The sequence below is a fragment of the Streptomyces sp. NPDC001903 genome, from assembly GCF_042891345.1.
Taxonomy (GTDB): Bacteria; Actinomycetota; Actinomycetes; order Streptomycetales; family Streptomycetaceae; genus Streptomyces.
The window spans coordinates 586,475-603,321 of sequence record NZ_JBIASZ010000002.1 but is presented as its reverse complement, the minus strand read 5'-3'; the positions used below and the strand labels follow the sequence as shown (position 1 = coordinate 603,321).

Sequence of the window (16,847 nt, the reverse complement as noted above, 5' to 3'; positions counted from 1 at the left end):
GGGTTTCCCTCCGGGCCCGGGCCGCGGCCGCGGCTCGGCCCGGCGGTCAGCCGCGCCGCCGCCATTCCTCCGCCAGCAGGCCGTAGGAGCGGACCCGGTCCGCGTGCCGGTGCGTGATCGTCGTGATCAGCAGCTCGTCGGCGCCCGTCGCCTCCTGCAGCCGTTCCAGGTGGTCGGCGACCGTGGCGGGCGAGCCCACGAACCGGGTCTCCACCCGGTCCGCGACCAGCTTGCGGTCCTCCTCCGACCAGGGCAGGGCGCGCGCCTCGGCCGGGGTGGGATACGGGATCGCGCCCTCGGCCGTACGGATGCTGCGCACCCAGGGCGCGTACCCGGTCGCCAACTCGCGGGCCGTCGCGTCGTCCCGCGCGACCACCACGTCGGCGGAGACCGTCACGTACGGCCGGTCCAGCTCCGCGGAAGGCTTGAAGGCGGCCCGGTACCCCTCGGCGGCCTCCAGCACGGTGGCCGGGCTGACGTGGTAGTTCGCCGCGAAGCGCAGCCCGTTGCGGCCCGCCGCCTCCGCGCTCACCCCGCCGCTGCTGCCCAGGATCCACACCTGTACGTCGGCCCCCTCGCCGGGGACGGCGTGCGCCTCCACGCCCTCCGGCGTGCGGTACTCGCCGCGCAGCAGCGCGAGGACGTCGTCGACCTGCTCGGAGTAGTCCTGCGGCTGCGCGCCGGGCAGGTTGAGCAGCTTCTGCTGGAGCGCCACCCGGGGATGGCCCAGCAGGTGGGCGAAGGAGAACCGGTCCGGGATGCGCAGCCCGTTCGGGGTGCGGCCGTCGACGACCGGGGTGGCCGGGGTGACCGGCTCGGGCGGCGCCGAGGGCTCGTCCCCGCCCCCGCCCTCCGCCGGGCGGCGGCGCTGCGGCGGCCCCGCCGAGCGGCCCAGGCCCAGGTCCAGGCGGCCGGGGTGCAGCGCGTCGATGAGACCGAACTCCTCCACCGTCGACAGCGCCGTGCGGTGCCCGAGCTGGACGGCGCCGGAGCCGATCCGGATGGTGCTGGTGGCGGACGCGGTCAGCGCCAGGAGCACCGCCGGGGAGGTCCCGGCGACGCCCGGATTGAGGTGGTGCTCGGCGAACCAGTAGCGCGCGTAGCCGAACTCCTCGGTACGGCGGGCCAGGTCGATGCTGTGGGCGAGGGCCTCGGCGGCGGTCGAGCCGGACGGGACCGGGACGAGGTCGAGGACCCCGAGGGGGATTCCGGACATGGCCTGGCTCCTTACAGGTCGGGGAAGGACGGGTCGGGTATCTCCCGGCGCAGCACCGGGGCGATCTCCGACTGGAAGAGTTCGAGCGAGGCCTGGTGCTCCGCCTCGCGGAGTCCGCCCGCCTCGGCCTGCAGGTGCAAGACGGTGTGGCCGAACTCCGCGTGGTAGCGGTGGACCTTCTCGATCACCTGCTGGGGGCTGCCGATCAGCGCCGAGCTGCGCTCGACGAAGTCCTCCAGCGTCGCGAAAACCGGCTCCACGCCCTGCGCCCGGTGCGCCGCCAGGTACCGGGCGAAGGCCGGCCGGTACGCGGCCACGGCCTGCTGCGAGGTGCGCGCCGCGTGGTAGCCGGCCGTGCCCGCGCCGACGACGGCACGGGCCGGATCGTGCCCGTAGTGCTCCCAGCGCTCCCGGTAGTGGCGGACCAGTTCCGCGTAGGGGCCGATGGGATGGGTGACGTTCGCCGAGAACAGCGGGTCCCCGTAGCGCGCCGCCAGATCCACCGACTCCCGGCTCGTCGCGCTGCCGTGCCACACGCGCAGAGTGCGCTGGTACGGCCGCGGCAGCACCTCCGCGCCGGCCAGCGCGGGGCGGAAGCGCGGCTCGGCGCTCACCTTGTCCTCGCGCCAGATCCGCCGGAACAGCTCGTAGCTCTCGGAGTTGCGCTCCCACTGGTCCTCGGGGGTCACGTGGAACAGCTCGCGCTGCGCCGTGCCGTTCCCCTTTCCGATCATCAGCTCCAGGCGGCCGTCGGAGAGGTGGTCCAGGGTCGCGTAGTCCTCGTACGCCCGCACCGGGTCCAGCAGGCTCAGCGTCGTGACGGCGGTGAACAGGCGGATCCGGCTCGTCAGGGCGGCGATGTGGCCGAGCACCACGGGCGGCGAGGACGACAGGAACGGCCGCTCGTGGCGCTCGCCCACGCCGAACCCGTCGAAGCCGAGCTCCTCCGCGCGCAGCGCGCTCGCGACGACCTGGCGGAACCGCTCCCGGACGGGCGGTGCGGCGCCCGTCACCGGGTCCGCGTTGTCGGTGATCAGGGTGATGGCCAGGAACTTCACGAGGCCGCCGCCCGCCGGCCGGAGGCCGCCCGCGGCACCGCGAGGCCGAGGTGGTCGCGCAGGGTGGTTCCTTCGTACTCGGTGCGGAAGACGCCGCGCTCCTGGAGCAGCGGGACGACGGTGTCGGCGAAGGCGTCGAGGCCGCCCGGGGTGATGTGCGGGACCAGGATGAAGCCGTCGGCCGCGTCCGCCTGTACGAGCGTGTCGATCTGCTCGGCGACGGTCGCGGCCGAGCCGACGAAGGTCTGCCCGGAGGTGGTGGCGATGACCAGTTCCCGGATCGAGAGGCCCTTGGCCTCGGCGAGCGCGCGCCACTGCCGGGCGGTCTCCAGCGGGTCGCGGAACTGGCGCACGCTCGCCCGGCCGAGGGCGATGGTGTTCTCGCCGGCCTCCGGGTCGATGTCGGGCAGGGGGCCGTCGGGGTCGTAGCCGGACAGGTCCCGGTTCCAGACGTGTTCGAGGTACTTGATCGCGGTCTGCCCGCTGACCTGGAGCCGGCGCACCTCGTGGGCGGCCTCGCGGGCCTCGGCGTCGGTGTCGCCGAGGACGAACGTGGCGGCGGGCAGGATCTTCAACTGGTCGGGCGTACGGCCGTACTTGGCGAGGCGGCCCTTGACGTCCGCGTAGAACGCCCGGCCCTCGTCGAGGGTTCCGTACCGGCCGAAGATCGCGTCGGCGTCGGAGGCGGCGAACTCGCGTCCCTCGTCGGAGTCGCCCGCCTGGAAGATCACCGGGCGGCCCTGCGGGCTGCGGGGCACGTTGAAACGGCCCTCGATGTCGAACTGCGGGCCCTTGTGGGCGAAGGCCCCGGCCCGGGCGTCGCGCAGGAAGGTGCCGGATCCGGCGTCGGCGAGGATCTCGCCGCCGTCCCAGGAGTCGAACAGCTCGTGGGCGGTGGCCAGGAACTCCCTGGCCCGGCTGTAGCGCTCCTCGCGGGGCAGGAAGCCTCCGCGCCGGAAGTTCTCGCCGGTGAACGCGTCCCAGGAGGTGACCACGTTCCAGGCGGCCCGGCCGTCGGACAGGTGGTCCAGGGAGGCGAACTGGCGGGCCACCTCGTAGGGCTCGTTGAAGGTGGAGTTGATGGTGCCGGTCAGCCCGAGGCGGTCGGTGACGGCCGCGAGGGCCGCCAGCACGGTGAAGGTGTCGGGCCGGCCGACGACGTCCAGGTCGTAGATCCGTCCGCCCTGTTCGCGCAGGCGCAGCCCCTCGGCGAGGAAGAGGAAGTCGAACTTGGCGCGCTCCGCGGCCTTGGCGAAGTGGACGAAGGAGTCGAAGTCGATGTGGCTGCCGGCCGCCGGGTCGCTCCAGACGGTGGTGTTGTTGACGCCCGGGAAGTGGGCCGCGAGGTGGATCTGCTTGAGCGGCTTGGTGGTCATGTTCGTCCTTCGTCAGGCGGGCGGGCGGGGCGAGGCGTGTTCAGGCGGCCGGGAGCGGGGCCGCGGCATAGCGGCTGGCGGGCCGGTCGAGCCCCAGCAGCCCGCGCAGGGTGTCGGCCTCGTACTCCCGGCGGAACAGCCCCCGCCGCTGGAGCTCCGGCACCAGGGAGCGGGTGACGGCGGGCAGGTCGTGGGCGATCACCGCGGGCCGCAGCAGGAAGCCCGACAGCCCCGCCTCCCGGCGCTCCTGGAGGAGATCGGCCAACTGCCGCGCGGTGCCGGTGAACACGGCGGTGTCACCGTCGTACGGGTCGCCCGCGAGCTCGTCGAGGCGGCCACGGCGGTCGGCCGCCGCCGCGGCGCTCTCGTCGAGGAACACGGTCAGCTCCCCGAAGAGGTGCAGCGGCCGCTCGGCGAGCCCCGCCGAGGCCTGCAGCCCGCGGACGGCGGCGACGGCCGCCCGCGTCTCGTCGGTGTCGCGGGCCACGAGGTGCCCGATGTCGGCGGACCGGGCGATGAGCCCGTACGCCGCGCTGTCGGCGGCGCGCGCGCTCACGACGGGCTGCCCCTGGGGCGGGCGCGGGGTGATCGAAGGGCCCCGGACGCTGAAGTGGCGGCCCTCGAAGTCGATGTGGTGGAGCTTGTCGCGGTCCACGAACCGGCCCGTGGCCACGTCGCGGATCTCCGCGCCGTCCTCCCAGCTGTCCCACAGCCGCCGGACCGCCTCGACGTGGTCGGCGGCCTCCTCGTACAGCTCGTCCTCGTGGAGCGGTGCGGGCCGGCGGCCGAAGTGCCGCTCCTCGTGGGGGCGTCCGGAGACCTGTACGTGCAGGCCGGCGCGGCCGCGGCTGACGTGGTCGAGGGTGGCCACGGCCTTGGAGATGTGGAAGGGCTCGGTATGGGTGGTGGTCACGGCCCCCACGAGCCCGATGCGGCGGGTCAGCGGAGCGACCCGGGCGGCGGTGAGGACCGCGTCGAGCCGGCCGCGCACCCGGTCGGTGCGCTCGTCGTGGCCGGCGGGGGAGGAGGACTGGAGGGCGAGCCCGTCCGCGAAGGCGACGTAGTCGAGCAGCCCGGCCTCGGCCTCCGTGACGAGGTCGGCCCAGTAGCGGGCGGTGAACAGCTCCGCGGGCCGGGCACCGGGCTCGCGCCAGGCGGCCGGGTGCCCTCCCGCACCGTCCAGCGAGACGGCGAGGTGCAGGGGTGCGGAATGGGAAACGGGCATGCTGAATTACGCCTTCCTGATCGGCGTGCGGAAAGAGGGGCCGATGCGGGGTGGGCGAATTCAACCCGTCATCAAATTCTCCCGAAAAACGCTACGCCCGACGTCTGTGCCATTCAATGGCAGGAACATTAAGAGAACTTGGCGGTCGTGTTGCCCGGCCCGCCGGGGGCCCGCACGGCCATGAACGAGGGTCGCCGGCGCAGGGTGAAGCCGATCGACTCGTAGAGCCGGATCGCGGCGGTGTTGCTCGCGGCCGTGTGCAGGAAGGGGGTCTCGCCCCGCTCCCGGATGCCCGCCGCCACGGCGCGGACCAACCGCGTCGCCAGGCCCCGCCCCCGGTGTCCGGGATGGGTGCAGACCGCGCTGATCTCGGTCCAGCCGGGCGGCCGCAGCCGCTCTCCCGCCATCGCGACCAGCCGGCCGTGGTGGCGGATGCCGAGGTACGTGCCCAGCTCGACGGTGCGCGGCAGGAACGGCCCGGGCTTCGTCAGCGCGATCAGGGCGAGCATCTCCGCAACGTCCGCCGATCCCAGCCTGACCGCCTCCGGCGCGGCCTCGGCGCGCAGCGCGGTGTCGACGAGCTGTACCCCGGGGACGGCGCCGACCGTCTCCCACCCCTCGGGCGGGTCGAGCACCCCGGCCAGCGGGGCCGTACCGCCCTCGCCGACCAGCGCCCGCAGATCCGCCCAGGAGCGGGGGTCGGCCGGGTCCGCGAGGGCGGCCCAGGGCGAGACGTCCGGGTGGTAGCGGGCGGCGCGCGGGGCGCCGGGCCCACCCCCGCCGGGGTGTTCGGCGAAGGCGGCGTGCGCGCCCCGCAGCGCCGCCCAGGCGGGGTTGTCCAGGACGTGCGGGCCTTCGGGGCCGGGGGCGGCCCGGGCGCGCCCGGGATCGGTTCCCGGGCCGGTTCCGGCTCCGGTTCCGGTCACGGCGCTCACGAGTTGGTCAGCGGCAGGCCGGGCGGGTTCACCTCGGAGGCGGCGACCGCCTCGTTGGAGAGGTTCCACGACTCCAGCAGCTTCCCGTACTGGCCCTGCTTGATCAGGTGGTTGAGGGTGTCGGCCACCGGCTTCGCCAGCCCGCTGTCCTTCTTGGCGGTCGCGGCGATGAGCCCCTGGAGCGACTCGCCCGCGCCCGAGAAGGAGCCGGCGTTGCGGGTGGGCGTGCCCGTGCTCGCGGTCTGGGTGATGTGGTAGGCGATCGAGGGGTTGGGGCCGAAGTTGGCGTCGATCTTCTTGCCGCTCAGCGCGAGTGCCACGCTGTTGGCGTCGGGGAAGTACTTGACCGTGACGTCCTTGCCCTCGGCCCGGAGCTTCTTCTGCCACTCCAGCAGGATCTTCTCCTGGTTGGTGCCGGCACTGACCGCGACGGTCCTGTCCGCGAGGTTGCGGTAGTCGCCCCCGAAGTTCCAGGGACTGTCCTTGAGGACCTCGAAGGCCAGGTTGTCCTGCCGGTACGAGGCGAACTCGTACTTCTTCTTCCGCTCCTCGGTGACCGTGACGTTGGTGAACGCCACGTCGACCTTGCCGCTGTCGATGCCGAGGAAGAGGTTCTCCCAGGTGGAGTTCTTCACGACGGGCTTGAGGCCGAGCGTGGCGGCCACCAGCCGGCCGAGGTCCGGCTCCGCCCCGGTCAGCGTCTTCTGGTCGGTGCCGACGTACGCCAGGGGCGGGAAGCCGGCGGGCAGCGCGCCGACCCCGATGACCAGCTCACCGCGGTCGCGGACCTCCGCCGGCAGCTCGGCGCGCAGCGACTCGACGACCGGAGCGGTCAGTTCGGCCTCCTTGGCGGCGCCGTTGGAGACCGCGCCGACCGTGACCTTGCCGGAGGACGCCGCCCCCGTCGCCTCGGCGTCGCCGCCGCACGCGGTCAGGGCGGAGGCGAGGGCGACGGTGGCGGTCGCGGCGCCGATGCCGCGTACGAGTCTCGGACGCAGGGAGGAGGGGCGCAGCATGATGGTGGTGCCTTTCCGATCAGGGGGAACGGGGGGAGACGGGTGCGGCGGCGGGCGGGTGCTCAGAGGACCTTGCTGAGGAACTCGCGGGTGCGGGGGTGCGCGGGACGGTCCAGGACCTGCTCGGGCGGGCCCTGTTCGACGATCCGGCCCTCGTGCAGGAAGACGATCTCGTCGGCCACCTCGCGGGCGAAGCCGATCTCGTGCGTCACGATGACCAGGGTCGTGCCGCCGGTGGCCAGGTCCTTGATGACCGACAGCACCTCGCCCACGAGCTCGGGGTCGAGGGCGGAGGTGGGTTCGTCGAAGAGGATGACCCCGGGCCGCAGCGCCAGCGCCCTGGCGATGGCCACCCGCTGCTGCTGGCCGCCGGACAGTTGGCGCGGATAGGCGCCGGTCCGGTCGCCGAGCCCGACCCGCTCCAGCAGCTCGCGGGCCAGTGCCTGCGCCTCGGCGCGGCGCAGCCGTCCCGTGGCCACCGGGGCGGCGGCGACGTTGTCGAGCACCGTCAGGTGCGGGAAGAGGTTGAAGTTCTGGAAGACGAAGCCGATCCGGCCGCGCTGCGCGAGGATCGCCCGCTCGCTCAGCTCCTTCAGCCGGGCCCCCTGCCGCTGCACGCCGATCAGCTCGCCGCCCACGCTGACGTACCCGGCCTCCGGCTTCTCCAGGTGGTTCACGACCCGCAGCAGCGTGGACTTGCCGGAGCCCGAGCGGCCCAGGACCACGGTGACCGTGCCCGGCCGTACCGTCAGGCTGACCCCGTCCAGGACCCGCCGGCCGGCGAACCACTTGTGCACGTCGTGTACCTCGATCGCGGCGGGTGCCGCCGGTGCCGTCGCGGCGGTCATCGCGCGGTCTCCTTCCGGTGGCGGCTGCGCAACTCGTCCAGGCCCGCCCGGGCCCGCTGCAGGGGAGTCGGCGGAAGGCTGCGCAGGGCGCCGCGGGCGTAGTACCGCTCGACGTGGTACTGCACGGCCGACAGGACGCTGGTGAGGACCACGTACCAGACGGTCGCCACCAGCAGCAGCGGCACCACGTCGCCGGGATAGGTGCTGCCCAGCCCCTGGACCGTGCCGAACAGGTCCAGCAGGGAGACGTAGAAGACCAGCGAGGTGGCCTTGACCAGCCCGATCAGCAGGTTGACGTAAGCCGGGACGATCGCGCGCAGCGCCTGCGGGAGGACGATCCGGGTGAACTGGTAGCGCCTGGGCAGACCCAGCGCGGCCGCCGCCTCGTGCTGCCCCTGGTCGACGGAGAGCAGCCCGGCCCGGACGACCTCGGCCGCGTACGCCGCCTCGACCACGCTCAGTCCGACCACCGCCACGACCATGTCGGTGGCCAGCCGGGACTCGTCGAAGCGGAAGAAGGCGGGGCCGAAGGGCACACCGATGCTCAGCGTCGGGTAGAGCGCGCTGAGGTTGTAGAGGAAGAGCAGGACGACGATCAGCGGGACCGAGCGCAGCAGCCAGACGTACGTCCAGCTCACCGAGCGCAGGACCGGGTTGCCGGAGAGCCGCCCGAGGGCGAGCAGCACCCCGCCCGCCAGCCCCAGGAGCGCGCTGTACGCGGCCACCTGGAGGGTGATCCACAGCCCTTCCAGCACGACCGGCCGCAGGAACCAGTACGTGAACCGGTCCCACTGGTAGAAGGGGTTGGTCAGCAGCCCGTGGCCGGCCTGGGCGACCAGGACCAGCACGACGGCGCCGGCGATCCACCGGGCGGGGCGGCGCAGCGGGAGCACCCGCTCGGCCGGACCCGGAGGCTCGGGCGGGCCGGCGGGTGCGGCGCGGACAATCGATTCACTCAAGGACACGAGAGCAGCTTCGACAAGGCCGAGAATCGATGTCAACGGTCCGGATATCGATGGCCACACAAGCGTGTTCGCTTTTCATGTCCCGTACACAAAACGCCTGCAGTTGAAATGAAAGAGCGGACTTCCGTTCACAGCCAGGGAATCTCGTGGGCGGCGTGGCGGTAGGCCCGGAAGACCGAGTTCTGTGCCCCGGCCGAGGACTCCAGGCCCACGCCGTCGCCGAAGGAGCGGAACTGCGGGACCACGAACTCCCACACCACCTCTCCGCCCCGGGTCACCTCGAAGAGCCGCCCGAAGGAGCCCTCGGCGATGAAGGTGTTCCCGTTCGGCAGGCGCTGCGCGCTGGACATGTAGGGGCTGTAGAAGTTCTGCGGCGGGTTGTCCTCGTAGGACCACACCTCCTCGCCCGTGCGCGGGTCCAGCTCCAGCACCCGCGAGTACGGCACGGAGGTGGTGTCGCGGTAGGTGCCGTTGTCGAAGACCAGGACGGTGCCGCCGGCCAGCTCGTGCGGGTGGTGCTGCTGCGCCAGGACGTCGGGGCCGATCAGCCACTGCACCGATCCGTCGGTGCGGTCGATGGACACGGTCGTCGAGGCGCTGCGGAAGCCCACCACGACCGAACCGTCGGCCCGCTCGTTGACCGTGTTGGCCATCGGCCAGTGGTTCCGGGCGAAGTGACGGTTCAGCACCACCTCCTCCGGGTCCAGGTGCTCGATCGCGGCCCAGCGCCACACCACCTCTCCCTCCCAGGTCAGCTCGTAGACGACGTCCCCGTAGATCACCCCGCCGGGAGCCTCCGAGCCGGGGATGCCGCCCCGGATCCGGGCCGCGTCGGCCGGGTCGAGGGGCTCGACGACGGCGATGAGCAGGTTGCCGTTGCGCAGCACCGTGGCGTCGTGGTGGTGGAAGGGGTGCCGGGCCTCGCGCAGCACCGTGGAGTCCGGGGCCAGCTCCTGGAAGATGCCGCCGTGGTACACGTCCCAGATCGGGAAGAGGGTGGGGCTGCTGGTGTCCTTCGCCGCGTAGAAGAGGTTGCCGTTCGGCAGGATCTGCGCCTGACGGCCGGGCGGATGGGGGGAGTTCCAGGTGTGGGCGGTACGGCCCTCGATGTCGACGAGGTGGATCTCCCCGGCGCTGGTGATCGGTGTGTAGAGCGTGTAGCCGCCGTAGCTGCGCTCGGGATCGTGGGCGATCAGGCCGACGCCGCGGCGGCGCAGGGTGTTCTGTTCGACGGTCATGGTGATCTCCTCGAAGGGAAGGGAAGGTAAGGGGCGGGGTCAGCGGAGGGTCACGGCGGCCGGGTCGGCGGCCGTCAGCGGGGCGGGGTCCAGGTACCGCAGCAGCGCGGCGCGGTCGGCGGCGCCCTTCAGACCCTGGGCCGCCTTGGCCCAGCCGGCCTCCTCCGCCAGCTCGGCGAGCAGCTCGGGGGAGAGGGTGGCGCCGTAGGCGTAGCGCGGCTGGAAGGCGTCGACGTACGGGGCCTGCAGAGCCCCCTTGGACTGCGCGAGCACGGCCCGGCGCGCACCGGCCGGGTCCGCGGCGAGATCGCGCTGGGACCGCAGGAGGGTGCGGACCACCGCGGCGGTGGTCTTCTCGTCCGCCGACGGGCCGGCGATCAGGAGGGTCCTGGCGGTGTAGCCGGTGAAGGCCACCTCCGCGTACCGCTCGCCGAGCGCGGTGCGCGCCGCGTCGTAGAAGCTGGGGAAGGTGACGCCGGCGTCGATGTCCCCGCGGGCCAGGGCCGGTGTCACCTGGTTCGGCGCGAGGTTCACCACGGTCACGTCGCCCGCCGACAGGCCGGCCGAGGCCAGCATGCGCGACAGCGCGTACTCCACGTTCGTGCCCTGCGGCACCCCGACCTTGCGGCCCTTCAGCGCGGCGAAGCCGGTGACGCCCCGGTCGGTGCGGGTGAGCAGCCGCCAGTCGGTGAACCGCGACAGGTCGGCGACGATGCGCAGCTCGCGGCCGCCGAGCGCGGCCGTCACCGCGGGCAGGTCGCCCACCACCCCGAGCTGCGCCTGGCCGCCGAGCACCGCGTTGAGGGCGTCGCGACCGGTGGGCTGGGTGGTGACGGAGGCGGCGACGCCCTCGCCGGCCCACAGGCCGCGCTCCTGCGCGAGGTAGACGGGTGCGCCGCCGAGTTGGTCGCTGGCGGCGATGGTGACGGAGGGGCGTCCGCCGCCGGCGGTCCGGGCGGCGGATCCGTCGGAGCAGGCCGTCGTGACGGCGGCGAGCAGGGCGGCCAGGAGTACGGCGGCCACCGCGCGGGGTCTGGACATGGGAGAGCGGTCCTTCCGGGAGTGGGGCGGGTCGGGGCGAGGGTGGGTCATCCGGTGGGCGGGGCGTGGAGGTGGCGGGCGATCAGGACCCGCAGATCGGGGTCCGGCGGCCCGTCGGGCACGGCGTGGTCGGCCAGCACCCGGCCGGGGGTCCCGCCGAGGACGACGACGCGCTGGGCGAGCGCCAGGGCCTCGTCGATGTCGTGCGTGACGAACAGCACGGTGGTGCCGCGGCGCTGCCACAGCTCCCGCAGCAGGGTCTGCATCCGGGTCCGGGTGAGCGAGTCGAGGGCCCCGAACGGCTCGTCCAGCAGCAGGACTTCGGGCTCGGCCGCCAGGGCGCGGGCCAGGGCGACCCGCTGCTGCATGCCGCCGGACAGCTGGGCCGGATACTTCTCGGCACCCTCCGCGAGACCGACCTCGGCGAGCGCGGCCAGCGCGCGCCGGCGGCGCTCCGCGCGGGGCAGGCCGAGCCGCTTGAGCGCGAACTCCACGTTGCCGCGGGCCGTGCGCCAGGGAAAGAGGGCGTAGTGCTGGAATACCACGCCCCGGTCCGGGCCAGGTCCGCGCACCGGATCGGCGCCGGCCGTCACCCGGCCGCCGGCCGGCGGCACGAACCCGGCCACCGCCCCGAGGACGGTGGACTTGCCGCAGCCGCTGGGGCCCAGCAGGGCCGTGAACGATCCCGCGGGCAGGTCCAGTTCGATGGGGTCCAGCACGCGCGTGCGCCCGTACGCGACGGACACGCCCTCCAGCAGCACCCGCTTGCTCATGACGTGCCCCAGTGCACGAACCGGCGGCCGATCGCCGCCAGCACCAGGTCCACGGCCACGCCGAGCAGTCCGAGTACGAGCAGGCCCGCGAACATCCGGTCCACGCGCAGGAACTGGCCGTCCACCTGGAGCCGGTACGCCAACCCGCTGTCCGCGCCGCCCAGTTCGGCCGCCACCAGGGCGAGCAGCGCGACCGAGGCGCCGTAGCGCAGCGCCGCGAGCAGGGCCGGGGCGGCGGCGGGCAGGAGCACCTCGGCGAACCGCCGGTGCAGCGGCGCCCCCAGCGTGCGGGCCGCCCGCAGGTGGGAGACGGGCACCCGCGAGACCCCGTCGTGTACGTACAGCCAGACCGCGAGCAGGACGGCGTACGCGATGAGCAGGCGCTTCGCGGTCTCACCGATGCCGAACCAGGCCGTCGCCAGCGGCACCAGGGCGATCGCCGGGATCGGCCGGAGGAAGGAGACGAGCGGCGTGACGGCTGCGGACAGCCTCGGCAGGTAGCCGGTGGCGAAGCCGAGCGCACTCCCGACCACGGCACCGAGCGCGAAGCCCTGCCCCGCGCGGGCCAGGCTGGCGGCGACGTCGGAGGCGAGCAGACCGCTGCGCGCGCCGGCGGCGAGTGCGGAGGCGGTCTCGACGGGCGTGGGCAGCAGCCCCGGAGCCACCGCGCCGGACCAGGCGGTCAGGGACCACAGGGCGAGCACCGCGCCGGCCGCGCCGAGGGCGGGGCCCAGCCGGCCGCGGGCCGGGCCCGCCGGTGAGGGGGTGGAGTGCACGGGGCGGCTCCTCGTTCGTTCGAGAGGTTCATAAGTGAGGTCAATAATTGACGACGCTTATGAAGGGCGTGTTTCAGCAGTGCGAAACGTTCCGGGACCCCCCGGTCCGCGATCCGGCATGCGGTACGTTCACCAGCGTGTCTCGCCCCGAACCCACACCCGAAGCGATCGAGGTCGGACGGGTGATACGCGCCTGCCGCAAGCAGCGCGGAGTCTCCATGGCCGTACTCGCCACCCGTTCGGGCCTCTCCCAGCCCTTCCTCAGCCAGCTCGAACGCGGACTCGCCACGCCCAGCCTCAGCTCGATCTACCGGATCGCCGAGGCCCTGGACGTCACCCCCGGCACCTTCCTCAGGCCGCCGGGCCGCCCCGGCACGGTCAGCCACGAGGCCGACCCGCAGGTGATCCGGGTGGACGAGGGAGCCGGACAGGTCGCGCACGTACTCATCCCCGGCGGGCGCAGCGCGGTGATGGAGGCCTACGAGCACCACTTCGAGCCCGGACGCGGCGAACGCGGCTGGTTCCGGCACCCGGGAGAGGACTTCCTCTACGTCCTGGAGGGCGAGATCGTCCTGGAGGTCGAGGGCGAGGAGCCGTTGACCCTGCGCGCGGGCCAGAGCGCCCACCACCGCGGCGAACTCCCGCACCGCTGCCGCCTGTCGGGCCCCGCGTCCGCCCGCACCCTGCTGGTCATCGCGAACGCCTGACGCGCATGCCGGGAAACGCCTGGCGGACCCGCTACGCGCGCGGGGTGTCGTCCGACCGGAGTGCGGTGCGGACGCCGGTGATGACCACGGCGATCAGGCAGAGGGCGATGACGGTCTCGGCCCACAGGAAGGCGAACCAGTCCAGCACGCAGCCGATCGGGGGCGTGCCGGGGGCGGTGTTGCGGAACGCCGCCAGGGCGAACAGGGTGGCGGCCATCCAGGCGAGGGCGGGCCACACCAGGCCCTCGCCACGGGTCGTCAGGTACCAGGCCCCGATGAGCACGGCCGCCGCCAGCGCCCACATCACGACCATCATGAAGACCGCGAAGACGACCAGGCTGCCCGACCGGGACAACCGAAGCCCCACCGCGGCCTCCTGGGGGTCGGGGGCGGGCGTGGCGGTGACCGAGAAGAGCGTGTCGTTGTTGGAGAACAGCATCCGCACCGGGACCGGCTTTCCGTCCAGCAGTGCCCGGAACCCGATGCCGGTCTCGTAGGTGTCGAAGGGGTAGTCGCTGACCGATCCGCCGGTCATCGCGACCTGTACGTCTCGCGTCGCGACCCGCTCGTGCGCCTTGAACTCCAGGTCGCCGAGGGTCGCCGCGGAGGTCTGGAGGCTGAGATCGGCCACCGGGGCGCTCTCCTCCTCCTCGCCGAGCGTCCCGCGCGGGGTGACCCGTACCCGCAGCAGCAGTTCTCTGGCCATGGCGTCGACGTGCTGGACGGTGGCCTCGACGTCCACCCGGTCGGCGGCCGCGGATCCGACCGTGTGGACCGTGTCGATCGCCTCCCGTTCGGTGAACTGCAGCCACGAGCCCACGGACACCGCCACGAAGATCAGGATCGCGATGGGCAGCAGGACCGGCAGGAGCGAGGCCCTGGAACGGCCTTGGCGGGGCGGGTGGGCGGGTGGGGCCATGGTGACTCCGACGAGGTGAGGTGGCCGTACTGCGATCCTCCTCGACCGGGTCGGCGATCCCGCGCATCGGGGCGCGCGTGTCGGCGCCGACGCGGCTCCCGCCGTCCCGGCCGCGAGGGGAGACGGCGGATCTGTTGCTGATCATCGCGATGGCGAACCGGAGAACACCTGAGCCTTGCCGGCCGCACTTCCCACCGTGACATGCGGTTTCGACGGTACGTGGAGGGTCAACCCGGAACTTCGGTGTGGAAGGCGGACGCAGAGGTCAAGCGGCTCAAACGTTTCAACTACACCACAGGGGTCTGAATTGGGACATCAGGGCATGAATTTCGATCGTGCGTCACCGAAGTGATTGCAGAATGCATCGACCGCACGGGAACCTCGATGTGCAACCGCGAAGGCCGCTGGCCGGCCCGTCGCGGTGCGGGTGGTCGACGTGCCCGTGGGCGCGCGGCCGCCTTTCCCGCTCGATTCCCGTGAAGGAGAGATCGTGCTCGTGAAGTCGACCAGGTTCGTCCGATCGGCGGCCGTGGCGCTCGCCGCGGCGGCGTCACTCACCCTGACCCTCCCCGGCAACGCCTTCGCCATCGACCACGTCGAGTGTCGGGGCGGTGAGAACTTCCTGAAGATCTGGTCCCACAGCGACGGCCGGAACAGTGTGGACTGCTACGCCAACAAGGGCCGCATCGGGTTCGGGGGTTGGTGGGTGGACAGGATATCCACCGGGAACAACGACTTGATCTACTACGACGCCAACGGCGACTCGGTGAAGATCAACCGCTGGACCGACATCACCTTCCCCAACCGTCCGCCGAAGGTCGATTCCATCGAGATCCTGTGACCCCTTGAGGTCCGCCCCGCCCCGCAGGTTGCCGAGCCCCCGGCCCGGCCCCTGCGGGGCGCGGGAGTGGGCGCCGCCGGGCCGCAGGCACCGGAACGCGGACACCACGATGCCTCTCAGGGAATGGTGGCCGTACCGGGTGCGGTCTCCGGCCAGACCAGCAGGACGGGGCAGGGGGCGTGGTCGACGATGAACCGGCTGGCGGGTCCGAGACTGCGGGGTCCGAGGTGGGTGCGGTCGCCGTCGCGGGCGAGGACGAGCAGGTCGGCCCCTTCGACGGCGGCCACGACTTCCCGTTCGACGCGGCCCGAGAGCTCCCGCCGGGTGGACGGGCGTCCCAGCCGCTCGGCGGCGTCGGCCAGGAGCCGTTCGGCGGAGGCGGCGGCAAGCTGTTCCACGGCGGTGCCGGGATCGCGGTCGGGGCGTGCGCGGCCCAGCAGTCCGGCGTAGGCGCCGTGTGCGGCGCCCGGCACCTCGTGGCCGGTGACGTGGAGCAGCACCAGCTCGGCGTCCGCGGGTGCGTGGGCGCGCGCGGCGTCGACGACGGCGGGCCAGGTGCCCTCCACGATCCAGGCGACGACGGTCACGGTCACGGCGTTCAGCCTCCGATCGCTTGCAGCGAGACCCACAGGGCCGCCACCGAGAGCAGCAGGGCGGCGGGCACGGTGAGCAGGCCGAGCCTGGTGAACTCGCCCAGTTCCACGTCGGTGTCGTGTTCCTGCACGATACGCCGCCACAGCAGGGTGGCCAGCGAACCGGCATAGGTGAGGTTCGGCCCGATGTTCACGCCGAGGAGCACGGCCAGGACGGCGCCCGGGCCGGCGGGTGCGGTCAGCGGGAGCAGGACGAGGACGGCGGGCAGGTTGTTGATGACGTTCGCCAGTACGGCCGCCAGCGCCGCCACGGCGAGGAGCGCCGGGAGGCCGCTGCCTCCGGGCACCAGGTGGCCCAGGGCGTCGGCGAGGCCGTTGTCCACCACCGCGCGGACCACGATGCCCAGGGCCAGCACGAAGGCGCAGAACGGCAGGGACGCGGCCCGGACGATCGCCGTGGGGGTGGTGCGGCGCCGGGCCAGGGCGCGGGCCGCCAGGACGGCCGCGCCCGCGGCCGCCGCCCAGGCCGGGTCGATCCCGACCGCCGAGGTCAACACGAAGCCCGCCAGCGTGCCCGCTACGGTGAGCAGGGCGAACAGCGGCAGTTCGCGGGGCTCGTCGGCGGGCGGGGCCTCGGCGCCCGCGTCCAGGTCGGTGACGAAGAAGCGCCGGATCACCGCGTACTCGGTGCCGATCGCGACCAGCCAGGGCAACGTCATGAGGGCGGCGAAGCGGGTGAAGGAAAGGCCACTGGCGGCGAAGGCCAGCAGGTTGGTGAGGTTGGAGACCGGCAGCAGCAGCGAGGCGCTGTTCGACAGGTGGGTGCAGGCGTACACGTGGGGCTTCGCACGGGCGCCCAGCCGGGCGGCGGTCGCGAACACCACCGGGGTCAGCAGCACCACCGTGGCGTCCAGGCTGAGCACCGCGGTGATCAGCGAGGCGGTCACGAAGACCAGGACGAGGAGGCGCCGGGGCCGCCCGGCCGCGCGCCGGGCCATCCAGGCTCCGCAGGCGTGGAACAGCCCCTCGTCGTCGCACAGCTGGGCCAGGATCAGGACGGCCGCGAGGAAGCCGATCACCGGGCCCAGCCGGGCGGCCTCGGCCGCGGCGTGATCGAGGGAGATCGCGCCGGTGGCGATGACCACCCCGGCGGCGGGGACGGCCACGACCGCCTCCGGCCAGCCCCAGGGCCGGATGACCGCGCAGGCCAGCACCGCCAGAAGCAGGGTGACGGAGAGCGCTTCCGCGAGCGAGGCGTTCAGGGCCAGCACCTTTCCGGGTGGAATCCGGGCGCGGCGGAAGGCCGCGCCGGGGTCGACA

Annotated in this window: 17 protein-coding genes; 2 read left to right on the top strand and 15 right to left on the bottom strand. The window is 73.2% G+C overall.

Features of this window, described 5'->3' with window-relative positions; translation table 11 throughout:
- Nucleotides 1-46 precede the first annotated feature (46 nt).
- The 12 genes from ACFYZS_RS06360 to ACFYZS_RS06305 all read right to left on the bottom strand — a co-directional run bounded on the left by ACFYZS_RS06360 (nt 47) and on the right by ACFYZS_RS06305 (nt 12,467).
- Nucleotides 47-1,216, bottom strand: coding sequence for an LLM class flavin-dependent oxidoreductase (locus tag ACFYZS_RS06360; protein ID WP_389007389.1), 1,170 nt, complete (start codon nt 1,214-1,216; stop codon nt 47-49).
- Nucleotides 1,217-1,227: 11 nt separating this feature from the next.
- Nucleotides 1,228-2,274 (bottom strand): LLM class flavin-dependent oxidoreductase, encoded by a 1,047-nt coding sequence (locus ACFYZS_RS06355; protein ID WP_389007387.1) that lies wholly within the window; start codon nt 2,272-2,274, stop codon nt 1,228-1,230.
- The gene (locus ACFYZS_RS06350) at nt 2,271-3,650 is read right to left on the bottom strand and encodes an NtaA/DmoA family FMN-dependent monooxygenase (protein WP_389007385.1); all 1,380 of its coding nucleotides are present in this window, start codon (nt 3,648-3,650) and stop codon (nt 2,271-2,273) included. The genes ACFYZS_RS06355 and ACFYZS_RS06350 overlap by 4 nt, the downstream gene beginning before the upstream one ends.
- Nucleotides 3,651-3,690: 40 nt before the next feature.
- On the bottom strand, nt 3,691-4,875 hold the full coding sequence (locus tag ACFYZS_RS06345) for an LLM class flavin-dependent oxidoreductase (protein WP_389007383.1): 1,185 nt from the start codon (nt 4,873-4,875) through the stop codon (nt 3,691-3,693).
- 128 nt (nt 4,876-5,003) lie between these two features.
- Complete coding sequence (locus ACFYZS_RS06340; RefSeq protein ID WP_389007381.1) at nt 5,004-5,801, bottom strand: GNAT family N-acetyltransferase; 798 nt, start codon at nt 5,799-5,801, stop codon at nt 5,004-5,006.
- Between the two features lie 5 nt (nt 5,802-5,806).
- A complete protein-coding gene (locus ACFYZS_RS06335; RefSeq protein WP_389007379.1) occupies nt 5,807-6,826 on the bottom strand; it encodes a transporter substrate-binding domain-containing protein in 1,020 nt (339 codons plus the stop codon).
- Between the two features lie 62 nt (nt 6,827-6,888).
- Entirely contained in the window at nt 6,889-7,674 is a 786-nt protein-coding gene (locus ACFYZS_RS06330; RefSeq protein WP_389007377.1) for an amino acid ABC transporter ATP-binding protein, read from the bottom strand.
- Nucleotides 7,671-8,633 carry an amino acid ABC transporter permease gene (locus ACFYZS_RS06325; protein WP_389007375.1) on the bottom strand — a complete coding sequence of 321 codons (963 nt, stop codon included), beginning with the start codon at nt 8,631-8,633 and terminating at the stop codon, nt 7,671-7,673. Before ACFYZS_RS06325 ends, ACFYZS_RS06330 begins: the two co-directional genes overlap by 4 nt.
- Nucleotides 8,634-8,767: 134 nt before the next feature.
- On the bottom strand, nt 8,768-9,877 hold the full coding sequence (locus ACFYZS_RS06320; RefSeq protein WP_389007373.1) for an aryl-sulfate sulfotransferase: 1,110 nt from the start codon (nt 9,875-9,877) through the stop codon (nt 8,768-8,770).
- A gap of 39 nt (nt 9,878-9,916) precedes the next feature.
- Complete coding sequence (locus tag ACFYZS_RS06315; RefSeq protein ID WP_389007372.1) at nt 9,917-10,918, bottom strand: ABC transporter substrate-binding protein; 1,002 nt, start codon at nt 10,916-10,918, stop codon at nt 9,917-9,919.
- Nucleotides 10,919-10,965: 47 nt separating this feature from the next.
- Nucleotides 10,966-11,691 (bottom strand): ABC transporter ATP-binding protein, encoded by a 726-nt coding sequence (locus ACFYZS_RS06310; protein ID WP_389007370.1) that lies wholly within the window; start codon nt 11,689-11,691, stop codon nt 10,966-10,968.
- The gene (locus tag ACFYZS_RS06305; protein WP_389007368.1) at nt 11,688-12,467 is read right to left on the bottom strand and encodes an ABC transporter permease; all 780 of its coding nucleotides are present in this window, start codon (nt 12,465-12,467) and stop codon (nt 11,688-11,690) included. Before ACFYZS_RS06305 ends, ACFYZS_RS06310 begins: the two co-directional genes overlap by 4 nt.
- Nucleotides 12,468-12,604: 137 nt before the next feature.
- Here ACFYZS_RS06305 and ACFYZS_RS06300 point away from each other — a divergent pair, with 137 nt between their 5' ends.
- Nucleotides 12,605-13,174, top strand: coding sequence for a helix-turn-helix domain-containing protein (locus ACFYZS_RS06300; protein ID WP_389007367.1), 570 nt, complete (start codon nt 12,605-12,607; stop codon nt 13,172-13,174).
- A gap of 31 nt (nt 13,175-13,205) precedes the next feature.
- On the opposite strand, the gene ACFYZS_RS06295 is transcribed toward ACFYZS_RS06300, so the two are convergent.
- On the bottom strand, nt 13,206-14,093 hold the full coding sequence (locus ACFYZS_RS06295; protein ID WP_389007365.1) for a DUF4436 family protein: 888 nt from the start codon (nt 14,091-14,093) through the stop codon (nt 13,206-13,208).
- Nucleotides 14,094-14,589: 496 nt separating this feature from the next.
- Here ACFYZS_RS06295 and ACFYZS_RS06290 point away from each other — a divergent pair, with 496 nt between their 5' ends.
- A complete protein-coding gene (locus ACFYZS_RS06290; protein ID WP_389007363.1) occupies nt 14,590-14,934 on the top strand; it encodes a beta/gamma crystallin domain-containing protein in 345 nt (114 codons plus the stop codon).
- Between the two features lie 116 nt (nt 14,935-15,050).
- On the opposite strand, the gene ACFYZS_RS06285 is transcribed toward ACFYZS_RS06290, so the two are convergent.
- Nucleotides 15,051-15,521, bottom strand: coding sequence for a universal stress protein (locus ACFYZS_RS06285; protein WP_389007560.1), 471 nt, complete (start codon nt 15,519-15,521; stop codon nt 15,051-15,053).
- A gap of 11 nt (nt 15,522-15,532) precedes the next feature.
- Nucleotides 15,533-16,789: an SLC13 family permease gene (locus tag ACFYZS_RS06280; protein WP_389007559.1), complete on the bottom strand. Its 1,257-nt coding sequence runs from the start codon at nt 16,787-16,789 to the stop codon at nt 15,533-15,535.
- Nucleotides 16,790-16,847 lie beyond the last annotated feature (58 nt).